The 17,333-nt window shown below is 38.1% G+C and carries 9 protein-coding genes; 8 read left to right on the top strand and 1 reads right to left on the bottom strand.

From position 1 onward, the window contains the following. Positions 1-5 precede the first annotated feature (5 nt). From IEV85_RS12775 to IEV85_RS12765, 3 genes are all read left to right on the top strand, one after another. Entirely contained in the window at positions 6-1,466 is a 1,461-nt protein-coding gene (locus IEV85_RS12775) for a 2-oxo acid dehydrogenase subunit E2 (RefSeq protein ID WP_188463934.1), read from the top strand. Between the two features lie 20 nt (positions 1,467-1,486). Then, entirely contained in the window at positions 1,487-2,896 is a 1,410-nt protein-coding gene (lpdA, locus tag IEV85_RS12770) for a dihydrolipoyl dehydrogenase (protein WP_188463932.1), read from the top strand. Positions 2,897-3,135: 239 nt separating this feature from the next. Further along, positions 3,136-7,626 carry an ATP-binding cassette domain-containing protein gene (locus tag IEV85_RS12765; RefSeq protein ID WP_188463930.1) on the top strand — a complete coding sequence of 1,497 codons (4,491 nt, stop codon included), beginning with the start codon at positions 3,136-3,138 and terminating at the stop codon, positions 7,624-7,626. A gap of 21 nt (positions 7,627-7,647) precedes the next feature. On the opposite strand, the gene IEV85_RS12760 is transcribed toward IEV85_RS12765, so the two are convergent. Further along, positions 7,648-8,307: a BON domain-containing protein gene (locus IEV85_RS12760; RefSeq protein WP_188463928.1), complete on the bottom strand. Its 660-nt coding sequence runs from the start codon at positions 8,305-8,307 to the stop codon at positions 7,648-7,650. 294 nt (positions 8,308-8,601) lie between these two features. On the opposite strand from IEV85_RS12760, the gene IEV85_RS12755 reads away from it, so the two are divergent. From IEV85_RS12755 to IEV85_RS12735, 5 genes are all read left to right on the top strand, one after another. Beyond that, positions 8,602-9,825 (top strand): sensor histidine kinase, encoded by a 1,224-nt coding sequence (locus IEV85_RS12755; RefSeq protein ID WP_188463926.1) that lies wholly within the window; start codon positions 8,602-8,604, stop codon positions 9,823-9,825. Between the two features lie 112 nt (positions 9,826-9,937). Continuing rightward, positions 9,938-10,312: a hypothetical protein gene (locus IEV85_RS12750; RefSeq protein ID WP_188463924.1), complete on the top strand. Its 375-nt coding sequence runs from the start codon at positions 9,938-9,940 to the stop codon at positions 10,310-10,312. Positions 10,313-10,488: 176 nt separating this feature from the next. Further along, positions 10,489-13,497 (top strand): protein translocase subunit SecDF, encoded by a 3,009-nt coding sequence (secDF, locus tag IEV85_RS12745; RefSeq protein WP_188463922.1) that lies wholly within the window; start codon positions 10,489-10,491, stop codon positions 13,495-13,497. A gap of 131 nt (positions 13,498-13,628) precedes the next feature. Further along, positions 13,629-15,557, top strand: coding sequence for a DUF3858 domain-containing protein (locus IEV85_RS12740; RefSeq protein WP_188463920.1), 1,929 nt, complete (start codon positions 13,629-13,631; stop codon positions 15,555-15,557). Between the two features lie 3 nt (positions 15,558-15,560). After that, positions 15,561-17,222 carry a DUF3857 domain-containing protein gene (locus tag IEV85_RS12735; protein WP_188463918.1) on the top strand — a complete coding sequence of 554 codons (1,662 nt, stop codon included), beginning with the start codon at positions 15,561-15,563 and terminating at the stop codon, positions 17,220-17,222. Positions 17,223-17,333 lie beyond the last annotated feature (111 nt).

Below are 17,333 nucleotides of genomic sequence, written 5' to 3'. Positions count from 1 at the left end.
AAACTATGGCTAAAGAAGTTAAAATACCGCAAATATCAGAAGGCGTTGAATCTGCCACAGTGGCTGAAATAATGGTTGCTGAAGGAGATACCATTGAAAAAGAACAATCTATTATTGCACTGGAAACAGATAAAGCTTCCGTAGAAGTGCCTTCTTCTGATGCCGGAAAGGTGAAGGAAATTAAGTTGAAAGAAGGCGATGAGGTAAAAGTTGGTGATGTGGTTTTAATACTGGAAGAAGATGGTGAGGAAGGGGAAGATAGTGGAGAGGAAGCCAGTGATGACGGTAAAGAAAATGACACAAAGCAGAAGAAGCAAAAGAAAGATGATTCTGATGATGAAGAGGAGGACGAAGACGATGAAGTAGAGGAAGAGAAAGCCGGCAAAAAGGCTGATAAAAAGGAGAAAAAATCATCAGAAGAAAAAGAGGAGTCTGATTCAGAAGCAGATGAAGAGGATGATGATAAGGAAGACGAAGAAGACGATTCCGATGAAGAAGAGAAAGACCCTGATGAAAAAGAGAAAGCTGATAAAAAAGAACAGCCTAAAAAGCAGAAATCAGATTCTTCAAAATCAGATACTGCGCAGGATAACAGTGAAGTAGCAGCTTCACCCGCAACGCGCAGGCTGGCTCGTGAAATGGGCGTATCTATAAGCCAGGTAAAAGGCAGTGGCCCGGGAGGCAGAATATCTGAAGAAGATGTTAAATCCCATGCGAAAAAGAAAGAAGGCTCAGCACTTTCACTCCCTGATTTCAGCCAATGGGGCAAGGTAGAAAGAGAACCGCTTTCCGGCATTAGAAAAGCTACGGCCAAAAATGTAACTGCTTCCTGGCAAAATATTCCTCATGTTTTCCAATTTGATGAAGCGGATATTTCCGGAATTGAGGAATATATGGAGAAGAATAAAGAGCAGGTGGAAAAAGCCGGAGGGAAATTAACTATTACTGCAGTTTTATTAAAAATAGCGGCCAGTGCTTTACAGCAATTTCCGAAATTCAATGCCAGTATTGATGAAGAAAATGACGAGATGATTCTCAAAAAATATGTCAATATCGGCATAGCGGTGGCTACTGATAAAGGCTTGCTTGTGCCGGTTGTACGGGATGTTAATCGAAAAAGCATCATAGAACTCTCTATTGAAATAAATGAATTAGCAAAAAAAGCACGCGATCAGAAACTAACCGCTGAAGATATGCAGGGAGGTAATTTCACTATTTCTAATTTGGGAGGAATTGGAGGTACTAATTTCACCCCGATTATTTACCATCCGCAGGTGGCTATTTTGGGGATCTCCCAAACCTCTATTAAGCCTGTTTATGTAGAGGGTAGCTTTGAGCCTAAGCCTATTTTGCCATTAAGCCTTTCTTATGACCACCGCTTAATTGATGGTGCAGAAGGAGCAGAATTTATAAAATGGATTAGCCAGGCTTTGGAAGATCCTTATAAAGCATTGCTGGGAGCTTGATTTTAAATGTAAGAACGAATATGTCCGACAAAAATAAAAAGCAATTGGTGATTATAGGAGCAGGTCCGGGTGGCTATGCTGCTGCTTTTCATGCGGCCGACTTAGGGTTAAAAGTAACTTTAGTCGATCCGGAAGTAAATCCAGGTGGAGTATGTCTATACCGGGGCTGTATTCCCTCTAAAGCATTGCTCCATTTAGCCAAAATAAAACAGGAGGCCATGCAGGCAGAAGATTGGGGAATTGCATTTGAACCTCCTTCCGTGGATGCTGCAAAAATCTTCAAATGGAAAGATGAAACTGTTAAACAGCTGACAGGAGGACTGGGACAGCTTTCCAAAGCCAGAAAAATAGAATACATAAAAGGCAGAGCCAGATTTAAGTCGGATACGACACTAGAGATAGAAAATGTGGATGGAGAAGATTCCACCGTTACTTTTGAAAATGTAATTATCGCAACTGGCTCGGGCCCTTCAACAATACCCAATATTGAATATGACTATAAATTCATTATTGATTCAACAGATGCTTTAGATCTGAAGGAAATTCCTGAAAAAATGTTGGTAATTGGTGGAGGTTACATAGGCCTGGAATTAGGAAGCGCTTTTGCTTCCTTTGGCTCAAAAGTTTCTATTGCTGAAATGACTGAAAGTTTTTTGCCGGGAGCGGACAGAGATCTGGTAAAAATATTTGAAAAAGAAAGCAAGCAGCTTTTTGAGGAGGTCTATTTTAAAACCTCCGTGGAAAAAGCGACAGTGAAAGATAAAAAAGTGACTGTAATCCTGAAAGGCGAAAAAGAAAGCCAGAAGAAAAAGTACGATAAGGTTTTGGTAGCAGTCGGCAGAAAACCCAATACAGATTCATTCAATATAGAAAAAGCGGGTATTGAAATGGATGACAAAGGCTTTATCAAAGTGGATGATAAGAGGGCAACCAATGTGAAAAATATTTATGCCATTGGAGATGTCACCGGAGAGCCTATGCTGGCACACAAAGCATCACACGAAGGAAGAATTGCTGCGGAAGTGATTGCAGGACACCCTGGTGCAGCTTATGCGCCAAAAGTAATTCCCGGAATTGTTTTCACCAATCCTGAAATAGCGTGGTGTGGACTTACAGAAACTGATGCAAAAGATAAAAAAGTAAAAGTGTTGAAGTTTCCATGGGGGGCCTCAGGAAGAGCCAAAGCCATTGGCACAGCAAACGGGCTTACAAAATTAATTGTGCATCCTGAAAGCGGTATCGTTTTAGGAGGTGGGGTGGCCGGAAAAGGTGCAGGAAGCTTAATTCCTGAAATTGCTTTGGCAGTGGAAATGGGTGCCACGACTGAAGATTTAGCATTGACTATCCATCCGCACCCAACGCTTTCCGAAACCATTATGGAATCAGCAGAATCATTTTTAGGCGGAGCCACTCATTATTTAGGGAAGTAGTGAATATTTTTTTAATGGATAAATAGCCTCTTCAATTTCAGTCTCTACATCCAATATGTATTTAAGGAGTTTAGCTGCATAAAAATCTATTTTAGGTTGATAAATCTCTTCTTATAAAAACAAGACAGTAATATTAAAAACAAAAACTGCAGAATAAGGAGAGATTAGCCAAAACTAATGTTCACTCAATTTATTCTTCTTAACTTTAATTTTTCGAAAAAAAGAACCAAACAGAGTCTATGCGCATCAAAAATGCCTACCAGAACAATCTCAAAAATATAAATCTCACTCTTCCGGAAAATCAGCTAATTGTGGTAACGGGTTTGTCGGGCTCCGGAAAATCTTCTTTTGCTATGGGCGTAATTGCCAATGAAGGTTACCGCTACTTTCTGGAAAGCCTGCCGGCTTATAGCCAGCAAAATGCGCAATTAATACCCACCGCTGAAGTAGATGATATTGAAGCACTGCCGCCCGTTATTAAAGTAGAGCAAACCAAGCGCTTTCAATCTATCAATGCCACTTTTGGCACCCTGTCTGAACTGACAGCGATCTTCAGAATTATTTTTGCCCGATATTCCGCTGCACACACTATGAGCAAATCGCTCTTTTCCTTCAATCATCCGAAGGGTGCATGCGAGCATTGTAATGGAATTGGACAAGCGGAATATATTGATCTCGATAAGTTAATAGGTGATGAAAACAAAACACTGAGAGAAGGTGCTATCACCACTACTTTGCCCAATGGCTACATTGTGTATTCGCAGGTAACTGTGGAGGAACTCAATAAAGTTTGTAAGGCACATGATTTTAATGTGGATGTTCCTTGGAAAGACCTCACCGAGGAGCAAAAGCAGGTAGTGCTGAATGGCAGTGACCGCATTAAGGTTTTCTACGGTAAACATACTCTAGAATCAAGGTTGAGATGGGAAGGTTTTAAAGCAAAGCCACGGGAAGAATGGCATTATAAGGGCATTCTTCCGATTATGACTGATATTCTTAAAAGAGATCGCAATCCGAATATCTTAAAGTTTACCAGTTCCCGCACTTGCCCGAGCTGTAAAGGAGCAAGGATAAAAGCTGAACACCTGAAATACAAGTGGAAAGGATTGAATTTCCAGCAATGGATGGATTTGTCCCTGGTTGAACTGAATGATCTGCTGAAAAGTCTGAGCCTTACAGCAGGGGAAAAAGTATTAGTAGATAAAGTCTGCGTTCAACTCAACGACCTAATTCGCCTGGGTATGGAGCACTACCAGCTAAGCACGCCAAGTATAGATATTTCTTCAGGGGATGCGCAACGCATTAAACTGGTGAAGCAGGTAAACAGTAGCCTTCAAGGAATTTTGTATGTATTTGATGAGCCTTCCATTGGTTTATCGGAAGATTACCAAAGTTATTTACGCCATATCATTAACCGATTAATCAGCCGAGGCAATACGGTGATGGTGGTAGAACATGATTTAAACTTTATCCGCTCAGCTGACTGGATAGTTGAATTAGGGCCTGCTGCGGGCATCCATGGAGGAGAGATAGTTTTTAATGGGGCGATGGAAGAATTTTTGAGTGCAAAAGGACTACCAAGCCCTACTTTAGCTGAGCTGAATAAAGAAATAGCCAACGCTGAGAAATCACCTGAGCAAGTATCGGCAGCTGCATTTCAACCTCAGCAAGCTGAATTAGCGGTAGTTTCCAGGAAAACACCACAATTCATATCTTCACTTTCAGCGTACTGCCAAAGAGAGAATTTAACGCTTCATACGGTAACAGATCAGCCCATCGGAAAAACACCGCGAAGCAATCCTGCCACCTATACAGGTTTAGCCGATAAAATTCGGGATTTGTTTGCCAAATCTGCAGAAGCCAAGGCCTTAAAATTAGCCAAAGGAGCTTTTTCATTCAACAACAAAAGTGGAAGATGTGAAACCTGCGAAGGAGCTGGTGTCATTACACTTTCTATGAACGTAATGGGTACTATTAACCAGGTTTGCCCTACCTGTAATGGTAAGCGATTCAAACATGATGTTTTACAAGTACATTGGAACAGTAAAAACATTGCGGACATCTATAATCTTAGCATAGAGGAAGCACATGATTTCTTTAGTGAAGAACAGCCAATCAAAAAAGTGCTTTCTTTAATGCTGCAACTTGGGTTGGAATACATTAAACTAGGTCAGCCTTCCAATACATTGTCGGGTGGTGAAGCACAGCGCATAAAATTGACGAAACATTTTGCAAAACAATCAAAAAGCACGCTGCTACTATTAGAGGAACCAAGTATAGGATTGCATCAGCAGAATGTAAGGCAGCTGCTTAAAGCTTTGCATCAGTTAAAAAAACAGACAGCAGGCATTATTTGCTTTGAAAATCATCCGCTTTTTCAGTCTTGCAGTGACAAGTTCATTAAAAATACTTCAGAAACTGCTTCAGAAAGTATGCCCAAAGTCCAGGATCAGCAAAAAGAGGTAATTTCCATCAGGGGTGCCAGAACACACTATCTCAAAGATGTAAGCATAGACCTGCCTAAAAGGCAATTGTCAGTAGTAACAGGGATTTCCGGTTCGGGTAAATCTTCCTTACTGATTGATACACTCCATGGTTATGGACTACAGGAAATGACCAAACAGTTTTCCAGCTATCAGCAGTCCAGGGTAGGTGTAAATTTCCAGTTTGAGGTGGATCATATCGAAGGCTTAAGCCCAACTATTTGCATCACTCGAAAAGAAAAAAGTTTTACAGAGCGGTCAGATATTTCCAAACAAACCGGAATTGATAAATTTTTACGTTTTGCATTTTCCAGAAAAGCACAATATGAAGGAGAGGAGCTTTCTGCCAGTCATTTTTCCGATAACCATGAGCTGGGTAAATGTGCTGTCTGCGATGGTTTAGGAGAAGAATTACTACCTGATGTAAATCAGATTGTGCTCGATGAAGAAAAGAGCATTGCTGATGAACTTTTTGAGCATAACAAGGCTTTGGCATATTATGGTCAGCCGGATAGCCAGTACATGGCCATTGTAAAAGAGATCGGTAAAGAGCAGGGCTTTACACTGGATACACCATTTCAGGAATTGACAGACGCGCAAGAATCAATACTTTTCCATGGTGCGGATGAAAAAGTGTGGAAGACCAACTGGATTTATAAAACTAAAACAAGTGAAGGTACGCAGGCTATTAGCATGCAGTGGAAAGGTCTTTTTCATTACCTGAAAGAAGAATATTACAAAACACGGAAGAACAAACACATTGATCAGCTCAAAGCATTGTTTTCACCCTCACAATGCAGTCACTGCAAAGGAAGTGGTTTAAAACCTGAACGCTTAACTTTTCAAATTGCCGGAAAGTCTATTGATGAAATAAAAAGAATGGATTTTAAAGGCCTGGAAAACTGGATTGCTCCAGAGCCAAAGCAAAAGGAGGTAGATCAAAAGCTGATTGAAAAAATCCGGCCTTACTTCCTTAATACCATTAAGCGAGCAGATCAATTGCATATTGACCATTTACAGCTAAACCGAAAATCTTCTACCCTTTCAGGAGGAGAAAATCAGCGGATTGCTTTAATTAAACAGCTGAACTCGCCACTGAAAGGGATCACTTATTTGTTAGATGAACCTTCTGCCGGTTTATCGTATGACAATATTCCTGACCTGATCCGGATTTTGAGGGAGCTGGTTGAAAAGGGAAATTCTGTATTGGTGATTGAGCACAATAAAGAAATTATACTGGCAGCGGATCATTTGATAGAGCTCGGTCCACAAGCGGGGCAACTGGGCGGACACATCACATTTGAAGGTACAGCCGAGGATTTTCTGAAGCAGGCTGATTGCCATCCTTACCTGAAAGCCCCTTCAAAACGGGTAGAATTAAAAGCGGGAAAGAAAAATATCAGCATTAAAAATGCTGCCAGACACACGCTGGTAAGAGAAAAGCTGGAAGTGCCTGTGGGAGGCATAACCGCTATTAGCGGTAAGTCAGGCATTGGAAAAACCACTCTTGTGAAAGAGATCCTGATTCCGAGTATTAATTCCGGCAGCCCGGTGAGTTGTGAAAGCATCGTATTACCTCAGAAATATGCCGGAGCGCATTATTTTGAGACTAAAAAACTGAGATCCTATTCCGCCACCTTATTGGTTGATTATTTGAATCTTCTCAAGGATATCACTAAGGTTTATGCAAAAGCTACGAGTTTAAAAGCGCAGGAATTTTCTTATAAAAATAAAAGCAGTCAATGTCCTAATTGCAAAGGAAAAGGATTTGTGGAAACCAGCCTGGATGTAGCAGCCAATGCGATAGAGAAATGTGAAGTGTGCAAAGGGCAACGCTATCAAACACATGTTTTAAAATATTCAGTAGAGGAAAAAAACATTGCAGATGTGCTGGCCTTAAGTGTAATGGAATTGAAAGATTGGCTTTTAGCAACCAAAGCTTCCACTAAAACCCTACAATTTTTGGATCAGTTAGCAGAAATAGGCCTGGGGCATTTAAGGGTAGATCAGCCTGTGCAATCCCTTTCATCCGGGGAAAAGCAAAGACTTCTACTACTGAATTGGCTTCAGGCTAAGGGCGAAAATGAATTGTATATTTTAGATGAACCCAGCACGGGCTTGCATTTTGCTGATATAGATTTACTATATGCCATCCTTGAAAAACTGAGTGCGGACAACGATATTCTGGTCATCGACCATAATCCCTATTTGCTGGAAAAGATTGGAGTTGGAATGGTTTTGAAATAAACCTTCCAATTTCCCTCTTACTCAAACCACCTCTATCTGATTGTTAATGCTTCTCACACCATCTGTATATGCCACCTTATCGGTAATAGCACGCTTGGAAATCAAATCAGTTACTTTTCCTTTTAAAGTGACACGACCATCACAAACTGTTACAGCAAAACGGGCGTTCAAAGAGCTATTGAGGATGGTTTTTTCTATTTCCTTTTTGATTCTCTCATCATTAGAGTTTTCATCATCGGCATTTACGGCAATCTTGTTTACTACAGCGGCCACTCCTGAAATATTAAAAGCCAGTTTTTCAGCTAATAAAGCTTTCCAGTAGATATCAACGCTGCCTGACAGCGTAACTTTTCCCGAAGTGGCAGAAACTTCTATCTTTTCAATATTCAGGCGCGTGTCCCACATAAGCATTCTTTTCACCGCATACTCAATTTCATCGTCCGCCAAAAAGATGTTCTCTTCCGGAAAACTTACTATAATGTTATTTTCCACATTTTCAATGCCGGGTACATTTAAAGCATCCTCTTCAGCGGAAAGTTTATCATAAAAGGAGGGAACGGTACCTGTTAAGATGGCGGTTTTATCCGAAACGCCAACATGAATGTGTGATGATAATATACGATTATCCTTCACTAATTGATTAAGGATAATATCTGCGGTGTTTTGTTGTAGGACTGCCATCGGTCAATAGTTTTATAGTTTAATGCTTTGCTATTTAATGGGTTACGAGAAGGGTGGGGGTAGAAGTTTCGATACTTTAGTAATATTTACAAAAATATTTTAAGTTTATTTTTGACCGTAAAATTTAAAAGAGAAAATGTAATAATTGATATATTTTTCGTTTTCAGAAACTACTTGTATATTTCAAGCTTTATGGCTTCAAATAGCAGATAGATTAATGTGCAATGACTTATTTTATCCATTAATTTAACCTAACCTGAATCTAACAATTCAACATACAGTTTTAATTAAAAAATGGTAAACCCTTCTGAAAATCCCTTCCTGGGGAATGCTTCATCCATGTACCAAAGTAAAGCTGCCCTTAAATGGATTGCCTTAGCTTTTTCTTTAATTATAGGGATTGCCTCAGTGTTTTACACCAATAGTATAGTAGAAGAATTAAAGGAAAGGGAAGAACGCTACATTGATTTATGGGCGAAAACGTTGGAGTATACCATTAATCCTGATAATAGCGACAACCTGATTTTTATAGTGCAGGAAATAGTAGCTCCTAATAACTCTATTCCGATTATTGTAGTGGATACGGACGGAAAACCCACTATTTATAGAAATGTTAATGTGGATAGCTCCCGCCAAAGTGCTGAACAGGTAGCTAAGGTGCTGGAAAGAGAGCTAAGCATTATGGAGCAGGAGTATGAACCAATCACTATCTACGATTCTCAATCGCAAGACCAGCAGGATTATTTCTATATTTATTACAGAAACTCAGATTTGATTTACCGGTTGAGGTATTATCCTTACGTGCAGCTTTCAGTGATTGCAGCATTTGTGTTTTTCGGATATGTAGCTTTTAGTTATTCGCGCAGGGCAGAGCAAAACCAGGTATGGGTAGGGTTGGCCAAGGAAACAGCTCACCAGTTAGGTACTCCTCTTTCTTCTTTAATGGCCTGGCTGGAAATCATGAAAATTGATGATGACCTGAAAGATAAGGAAGTTACGCGAGAGCTCGAAAAAGATATTGATAAGCTGGAATTAATTACTTCCCGATTTTCTAATATTGGCTCTGTGCCAGTCCTTACAGATCAGAATATCTCTAAAATAATCCATTCTACTGTTTCCTACCTTCAAAAGCGTGTCTCTAAAAAGGTGGAACTTGTATTTGATTGCAAAGATGATTTACTGAATGCCGAAATCAATAAGCCTTTATTCGATTGGGTGATTGAAAACCTTTGCAAAAATGCCATTGATGCCATGGGCGGAGTAGGGAAGATAACCATTACTTTAAAAGAAGGGAAATATGGAGATGCTATTATTGATATTAAAGATACCGGCAAAGGCATTCCATCAGGTAAAATAAAAGAGATTTTCAGACCGGGCTATTCCACAAAAAAAAGAGGATGGGGCTTAGGGCTTACATTGGCTAAGAGGATTATTGAAAATTACCATAGCGGAAAAATTTCCGTGAAGGAATCTGTGGTAAATTTAGGAACTACTTTCCGCATTATTCTGAAGAAATAGGCCACTATATGCTTATGTTTTTTAATTTTCATCAAGAAAAAGCTTTATAAATCAATCCATTCTTTAAATAGGTGTTGTTTTTATCAATTTTTAATTAGTTTTGCAGACTAAAATGATAAAAAGCACAAATAAAATACGGTCTACCAAGAAAACAGCGATGGCTTTACTAGGCATCCTGGTAGCCATTGTATTGCTTTTACAACAACCATTCACTTTTAATCCTTACCATCATTCATCAGGTAAAGAGCTTAAAAAGGAAAATAAAACTGAAAACAGAGAAGATTCAAGTCATTCGGAATATCATATTGTAGCTTATCAGGTTTTAAATCCTGTGCTTCAATTTAACCTGTTCCACTCTTTTGACTTACTGATTGAACTTCCTACACTGGAAGAGAAGCGTTTTTCAGAATATACTCCTTCCACTAAAGTATTTCTTAATTTTTTTCAGACATTATTTAGGAAGATCATATCTCCTAATGCGCCCTAATCAATTGGATATTCATTCCAATTTTACTGCTTCTATCAGCAGTTTTTAAAAGAACTTACAATTCAATAATTAATCACACAGATAAAATGGACATTACTATTTACGGGTAACTTTTTACAGTAGCCTAATGAATAGTAATGCGAATCAAGTCTGACCACTAAAAATCACATTTATCAATGAAAAATAAAGGTTTTATTGTGTTCCTGACATCAATAATTACGCTTTTGTGCGTGTATTATTTGTCTTTCACATTTGTATCAAATGGCATTAAAGAAGATGCCACAGAGTATGCTAAGGATGAGTCCGGCAATATTGTTTTTGCTAAGAGACAATTTTACCTGGATTCAGTTTATAATGAGCCTGTATATAACTTATTGGGTATAGAGTTTACCTACAAAGAAGTGCAGGATATGGAATTGAATCTCGGCCTGGATTTGCAAGGGGGGATGCACGTTACTCTTGAAGTATCTCCGGTAGATATTATTAAAGGTTTAAGTGGAAACAATGAGGATGCTGGTTTTACTAAAGCATTGGAGCTAGCTCAGGAAAGACAATCTAAAAGTCAGAAAACCTTTGTAGATCTATTTTATGATGCTTTTAAGGAAGTTAACCCTGATAAAAAATTAAGCTCCATTTTTGCTAACGCAGCTAACAGAGGTAAAATAGGCTTCGATACTGAAGATTCTGAAGTACTTAGGGTAATCAGAACTGAAGTAGATGGCGCTATTGATCGTTCTTTCAACATTTTAAGAACCCGTATCGATAGATTCGGAACATCACAGCCTAACATTCAAAAGCTTGAAAATACAGGAAGAATTCAGATTGAGATTCCGGGTGTTGATAATCCTGAGAGAGTGAAGAAATTATTGCAGGGTGTTGCGAAACTGGAGTTTTTGCAGGTCATTGCTATTAATGAAGTAGGAGATGCTTTAAGCCAGGCCAATGAAATAATTGTTGCTGAGCAAAAAGCTGCCAAGAAGACCATCCAAGGTGAAACAGGTGATTCACTTTCAACAGACGCTTCTACAGAAAATCAGGATATTGCCTCTTTATTGAAGGAAGAAGATGAGACAACAGCGGAGGCAGACAGTTTAGGTGCTGAATCAGATTCGGCCACTGCAAGTCTGGATTCACTAGAGCAAAGCCAGGAAGTTTCTCCGTTGTTCAGCCTGATCAAAATGAGAGGTGGCTTGATTTATTCAGTAGAAGACACTGCAAAAATTAATAAAATTATCCAAAGAGAAGATATTAAAAGCCTTTTCCCTAGAAATACAAGATTGATTTGGGATGTAAAAGCCAATAAATTGGATGATGGCAGTGAGCTTTTAGAGCTGTATGTTGTAAGAACACTGAGAAACGATCAGGCAATGCTTACCGGTGAGGTAATTAACGATGCCCGTCAAACTTTTGATCAAAGTGGTCAACCAGCTGTAGATATGAGCATGGACGCAGAAGGTGCCAGAAAATGGTCTAAAATCACAAGAGAAAATATTGGCAACCGTATAGCCATCGTGCTTGATAATTATGTGTACTCTGCTCCGGTTGTTAACAGTGAAATTCCTAACGGAAAATCAATTATCGAAGGAAATTTCACAATGGAAGAAGCGAAGGATTTAGCTAATATCCTCAAAGCGGGTTCATTACCTGCCCCAACCAGAATTGTTGAAGAAGCTATCATTGGTCCAACTTTAGGAAAAGAGTCACAGTCACAAGGTATACTTTCTATCGTGGCAGGTTTGGCTATGGTGGTTATTTTCATGGTAGCTTATTATGCTAAAGGTGGATTGGTAGCCAATATTGCTCTGGTATTCAACATATTCTTTATTTTAGGAATACTGGCCCAGCTTAATGCGGCTTTAACCTTACCGGGTATTGCTGGTATTGTATTAACCATTGGTATGTCTATTGATGCCAACGTACTGATTTTTGAGCGTATCAGGGAGGAAAGACGTGGTGGCACACCATTGCTTAAAGCTATTTCAGCAGGTTATGATAAAGCTTATAGCTCTATTGTAGATGCCAACGTAACAACCTTCTTAATTGGTGCTATTTTATATTGGTTAGGCCAGGGTCCTGTTAAAGGTTTCGCCATTACTTTAATGATTGGTATTGCTTGTTCTTTCTTCTCAGCAGTATTTATTACCAGAGTGATTGTAAGCTGGATGAGTAAAAGAGGTGATGACAGTAAAATTTCTTTCTCTACACCATTCTCTAAAAATCTCTTCAATGATCTTTCCATAAACTTCATGACGAAGAGAAAAATGGCCTACATCGGTTCAGGAATTGTGATTGTTATTGGTCTTGTACTAATGACGATTAATGGATTGAACATGGGAGTTGATTTTACTGGTGGTAGATCATATGTAGTACGTTTTTCTGAAAGTGTTCAGCCCACTGATTTAAAGTTAGCGCTGGAAAGTAGCTTTGAAAATAAGGGTACTGAAGTGAAGACTTTTGGTGCTAACAATATTTTAAAAGTGACTACTTCTTATTTAGTAGAAGAAGAATCATCTGAAGCTGATGATATAGTACAGACAAAATTAGTAGACGGTATTACTGCTGCAACGGGAATGACTTACGTTGCGGATGAATCACGAATGGCAGGTAATGAATTTACCATCAGCGGATCTTCTAAAGTAGGAGCCACTATTGCGGATGATATAAAAAATGCTTCTCAGGAGTCGGTAATATTCTCTCTTATAGCAATTTTCCTTTATATTCTTATCAGGTTTAGAAGATGGCAGTTTGGTTTAGGAGCGGTAGTTGCTTTATTCCACGATACCCTGGTAGTACTTTCAGCTTTTGCAATTGCAAAGGCGCTAGGCTTCAATTTTGAAATTGACCAGGTATTTATTGCAGCCATCCTTACAGTAATAGGTTATTCTATTAACGATACTGTGGTTGTGTTTGATAGAATCAGGGAAACATTAGGCATTACTTCTAAAGCTTCAAATGAAGAAACTTTCAATAAAGCTATTAATGATACTGTGAGTCGAACTATTATGACTTCCATGACCACATTAGTAGTTATTTTGGTGCTATTCCTTTTTGGAGGAGAAGTGCTAAGAGGATTCTCTTTTGCATTGTTAGTAGGTATTTTAGTAGGTACCTATTCTTCAATCTTTATCGCTACTCCAATTGTACTGGATTTAGCAAAAAGGAAAAAGAAGGCTGTAGAAGCATAAGACGCATTTTAAAACCTTGTAAAAACCCGATCAATTTTTTGATCGGGTTTTTTTATGATCAAAAAAACGGAATGTGTCGAATTATTCTTGAAAATTTATTAAAATTAATTTAGTTTGTGCTAAAAAAACTAATGCGTCAACCCATACTACTACTCTCAATCCTCTTACTTATTTCTTTCCATTCATATTCACAGGCTCCTGAAGAGAGGAAATTTGGAGATATAAAGACTGCTGATTTTGATTTTCCTACCAGTATTTCTGACTCGACTGCCGGAGCAGTAATTTTATTCGATAAAGGGAAAATTAGCACTGACCATAATTTTGAGACTATTTTAACACATCATGTACGGATACTCTTATTGAATAGTAATGAGTTTGACAGGGCCACAATAAAAATTCCTTATGGAGTAAAAGATTATATTAAAAAAATTAAGGGCTCCTCTTATAATATAATTAATGGAAAAGTTGTAGAATCAGAAGTAAGTAAGAAAGATATATTCACAGAAAAAGTATCTGATGAGGTACGTCAGGAGCGATTCACAATTCCAAATGTTAAAGAAGGATCAATAATAGAGTACAGCTATATAGTGAGTCATGGTAATCTATCCAGTCTCGCTACCTGGTATTTTCAAACATCAGTTCCTGTTGTTTATTCAGAATATGTGGTAAAGATGCCCAGCTTTTTTAACTACGTTCAACTGTTAAGTGGTACTTTACCTCTTAGCGATGTCTCCTTTAATACTGAGAATGCGCAAAGGAATGGGTATAGCTACCAAGTTGTAGAGAAGAAGTTTATTTCTCGAAATGTTCCTGCATTTGTTTCCGAGCCATTTATTACTGGTAAAGAAAATTATATTTCAAAGATAAAATTTGATCTGAGTGATTATCAATTTCCAGGAGGTCATAGAGTAAACTTAATTCCTCCTACCTACTTTGAGCTTAGTAAGAAATTAGCTGCTGATGAATACTACAAAGGTGTGTATAGTGGGAATAACTTTTTCAAAAATGAATTAGAGACTATTTTTTCAGGTCTTGATAGTGATTTAGATAAGATAAAGGCCATATATTACTTCGTTCAGGAAAACTATAGTATAGATACTGATATAATGTCCAGCAGCATGAGAAAAATATTTAACGAAAAGAAGGGCTGGAGGCAGGATATCAATATGATACTTACAAGCATGCTTAATAAAGCGGGGTATGAATCTTATATTGTAAGGTTGAGCACCAGAAGCAATGGGCCGTTGAATGAAATTTATAAATCTGCCAAGAATTTTAATTATTCCATTTGCCTGGTGAGGCTTGAAGGAAATGATTATCTACTCGATGCTTCTGAGGATTACTTACCATTCAATACTTTGAGACCGGAAACTATAAATGGTAAGGGGCTGATTATTTCAGAAGAAAATCCGGGATGGGTAGATTTGAAGTATGATGCTTCAAGTAAAGAAAGAGCGTACAGTACAATTAAGATACTTGAAACTGGAGGAATCAACGGTGTGGTTCAACTGCAAAAAAGTGATTATAGTGCCTACTACCTCAAAAAAGAGTTTGATAAGCTGGATAAATATATTGATAAATTTCAAGATGACCTTCCTGTTTGGGAAATTACTGATCATCAGATTACTGATCATAATAAGCACGATTTAAAAGAGACCATCAATTTTGAAATATCAGAATCTGAAATTATGCTTGATGACAAAGTTTATTTTAGTCCAATCCTTTTTAACAAGGTTTCGAGTAACCCTTTCAAGTTAGATAAGCGCTTATTCCCTGTCACCTTACAATGTCCGATAGATAATAATTATACTTACAGAATCGAAGTACCAGAGGGCTTCGAGGTAGAGCAATTGCCTAAAGATTTACTAATAGCCTTACCAAATGAAGGAGGTAAATACTTATATAGATGTCAACTAATGAATGGTGCTATCATGGTTAATTCAACCCTTTCAATAAATAAGGACTTCTTTACAGTGGAAGAGTATTTTTACTTAAAAGAATTTTATGCCCAAATTGTTGAGAAGCAGGCAGAACAAATTGTAATAGCAAAACGAGGTTAAGTCATGAAAGTATTTCATATTTTTTTTATATGCTTATTGCTGTCAGTTAAAGCTTTAGCATCAGGTGATATTTATACGGTAAAATCTATTCCTGAAGAATTGTTAAAGGATGCTACAGCAGTTATAAGACTGGATAATGGCAGCTTTGAAATTGAAAAGCTGGAGCGGGCCAATTTTAAAAAACATATGGTGATTACCATTCTTGATGAGAGGGCAGATCATTTTGCTGAAGTTTTACTTGGGTATGATAAATTAATTAAAGTCAAATCTATTTATGCTAATGTGTATGATAAAAATGGGAAGCTTATAAAAAAATTAAAAAGTAATGACTTTGAAGACTACAGTAATATTTCAGGCGCTTCTTTGTATGAAGACAGCAGGGTGAAATATGCTGATTTAGTTCAGAAGGAGCATCCTTATACCATAGAATTTGAATATGAATTGCAGTATAAATATTTATATTCAGTGCCCAATTGGTATTTAGTACCTGATTTCAATACTTCCATTCAGAATTCCAATTATACAGTTACTTATCCACTGGAATTAAAACCGCGTTACAAACTAACTCATACCAGCCAACAGCCTGAAATTACTACCAATAAAGATGTGGAAGTAATGAAATGGCAGTTTGAAAGTTTTCAGGCGATTGATGAAGAGCCTCTTAGTAGAGGCGTAAGTAGTTTTACTCCGGTTCTGCAATTGGCTCCTTCAAAATTTAGTTATGAAGGTTATTCAGGGGATATGTCTACCTGGAACGGAATGGCAAAATGGCAACAAGCTCTTAATGAAGGATTGAATGATTTATCTGAAGAAACGAAAATCAAAATGCGAAAGCTGGTAGCTGACTTGCCCGATAAAAAGTCGAAAGTTGAAGCAATTTATCAGTACATGCAGAATAGAACCCGATATATAAGTATTCAATTGGGTGTTGGAGGTTTCCAGCCATTTAGTGCAGCTACGGTGGATGAAGTTGGCTATGGTGATTGCAAAGGTTTATCTTTTTATACTAAGTGCCTGTTGGAAGCAGTTGGAATTGAAGCTAATTATTCCTGGGTCTTTGGGGGAAGAAACAGTTTAGAAGTTGACCCTGATTTTCCATATGATAATTTTAACCATATAATTCTACATGTACCTCTTGAAAATGATACGCTTTGGCTTGAATGCACTAATCAAAAGATACCTGCTGGTTACCTGGGAGGATTTACTGATGATAGGTATGCTTTAGTGATGAAAAATGATCAGGCACAGCTTATTAGAACCCCTAACTATTTAAATGATAGAAATAAAATTATACTTAAAGCTGCTATCAATCTTGATGTAACTGGGAACGCGGTGAGTACAATTAATTCATCATTTATAGGGCAGGGGACTGAATATATGGGGGTTAGGAGTTATCCAGGCTTGCCTCTAAGTGATCAGGAAAAATGGGTAAGAAGATATATTGGGATTCCTGATTTTAGCATTAAAGACTTTTCTTTTGATGAGGCTAAACAGGAGCTCCCCGAACTTTATTTTACCGCCAATTTCTCCATCAGGGGGGCTGCTTCAAAGCTAGCCGATAAATATGCTGTAGCACCCACGCTTTTAGATCCTTTAAAGATAAGCCTGAAGAAAAGCAATAGCAGGAAATCTCCGGTTTACCTTCCTATTGTAGGCTTCCCCTAATTAGAACTGTTTATTTGTCAGAAGTTACAGTTTTACCTCTGTTGGCGGTACCGCCAACAGAGGTAAATTCTGAAAATTCTATCGGTGCCATTTTCCCCAGGGCATCATGGG

The sequence above is a fragment of the Marivirga lumbricoides genome (assembly GCF_014636295.1).
In the GTDB taxonomy this organism is placed as follows: domain Bacteria; phylum Bacteroidota; class Bacteroidia; order Cytophagales; family Cyclobacteriaceae; genus Marivirga; species Marivirga lumbricoides.
The sequence above is the reverse complement of the archived record's forward strand: the minus strand, read 5'-3'. Positions and strand labels throughout refer to the sequence as shown.

Coding starts and splice junctions, on each gene's coding strand:
- lpdA (WP_188463932.1), top strand. CDS start 1,487: ATGTCCGACAAAAATAAAAAGCAATTGGTGATTATAGGAGCAGGTCCG.
- IEV85_RS12740 (WP_188463920.1), top strand. CDS start 13,629: ATGCGTCAACCCATACTACTACTCTCAATCCTCTTACTTATTTCTTTC.
- IEV85_RS12735 (WP_188463918.1), top strand. CDS start 15,561: ATGAAAGTATTTCATATTTTTTTTATATGCTTATTGCTGTCAGTTAAA.
- IEV85_RS12750 (WP_188463924.1), top strand. CDS start 9,938: ATGATAAAAAGCACAAATAAAATACGGTCTACCAAGAAAACAGCGATG.
- IEV85_RS12755 (WP_188463926.1), top strand. CDS start 8,602: ATGGTAAACCCTTCTGAAAATCCCTTCCTGGGGAATGCTTCATCCATG.
- IEV85_RS12760 (WP_188463928.1), bottom strand. CDS start 8,307: ATGGCAGTCCTACAACAAAACACCGCAGATATTATCCTTAATCAATTA.
- IEV85_RS12775 (WP_188463934.1), top strand. CDS start 6: ATGGCTAAAGAAGTTAAAATACCGCAAATATCAGAAGGCGTTGAATCT.
- IEV85_RS12765 (WP_188463930.1), top strand. CDS start 3,136: ATGCGCATCAAAAATGCCTACCAGAACAATCTCAAAAATATAAATCTC.
- secDF (WP_188463922.1), top strand. CDS start 10,489: ATGAAAAATAAAGGTTTTATTGTGTTCCTGACATCAATAATTACGCTT.